Source organism: Paenibacillus vini, assembly GCF_018403325.1.
Lineage (GTDB): Bacteria > Bacillota > Bacilli > Paenibacillales > Paenibacillaceae > Fontibacillus > Fontibacillus vini.
Map to the genome: position 1 here is coordinate 1 of NZ_BOSL01000083.1, position 255 is coordinate 255.

Consider the following 255-nt stretch of genomic DNA (forward strand, 5'->3'; position numbering starts at 1 on the left):
AGCGGACTTGATGGAGTGCTTGCACTCCTGATGGTTAGCGGCGGACGGGTGAGTAACACGTAGGCAACCTGCCCGTAAGACTGGGATAACTACCGGAAACGGTAGCTAATACCGGATAATTTATTTCGTCGCATGGTGGAATAATGAAAGACGGAGCAATCTGTCACTTACGGATGGGCCTGCGGCGCATTAGCTAGTTGGTGGGGTAACGGCTCACCAAGGCGACGATGCGTAGCCGACCTGAGAGGGTGAACG

General features: G+C 54.1%; 1 rRNA gene. It reads left to right on the forward strand.

Going from position 1 to position 255, the window contains the following annotated elements:
- A 16S ribosomal RNA gene (locus tag KJS57_RS26265) occupies positions 1-255 on the forward strand; the annotation flags it as partial.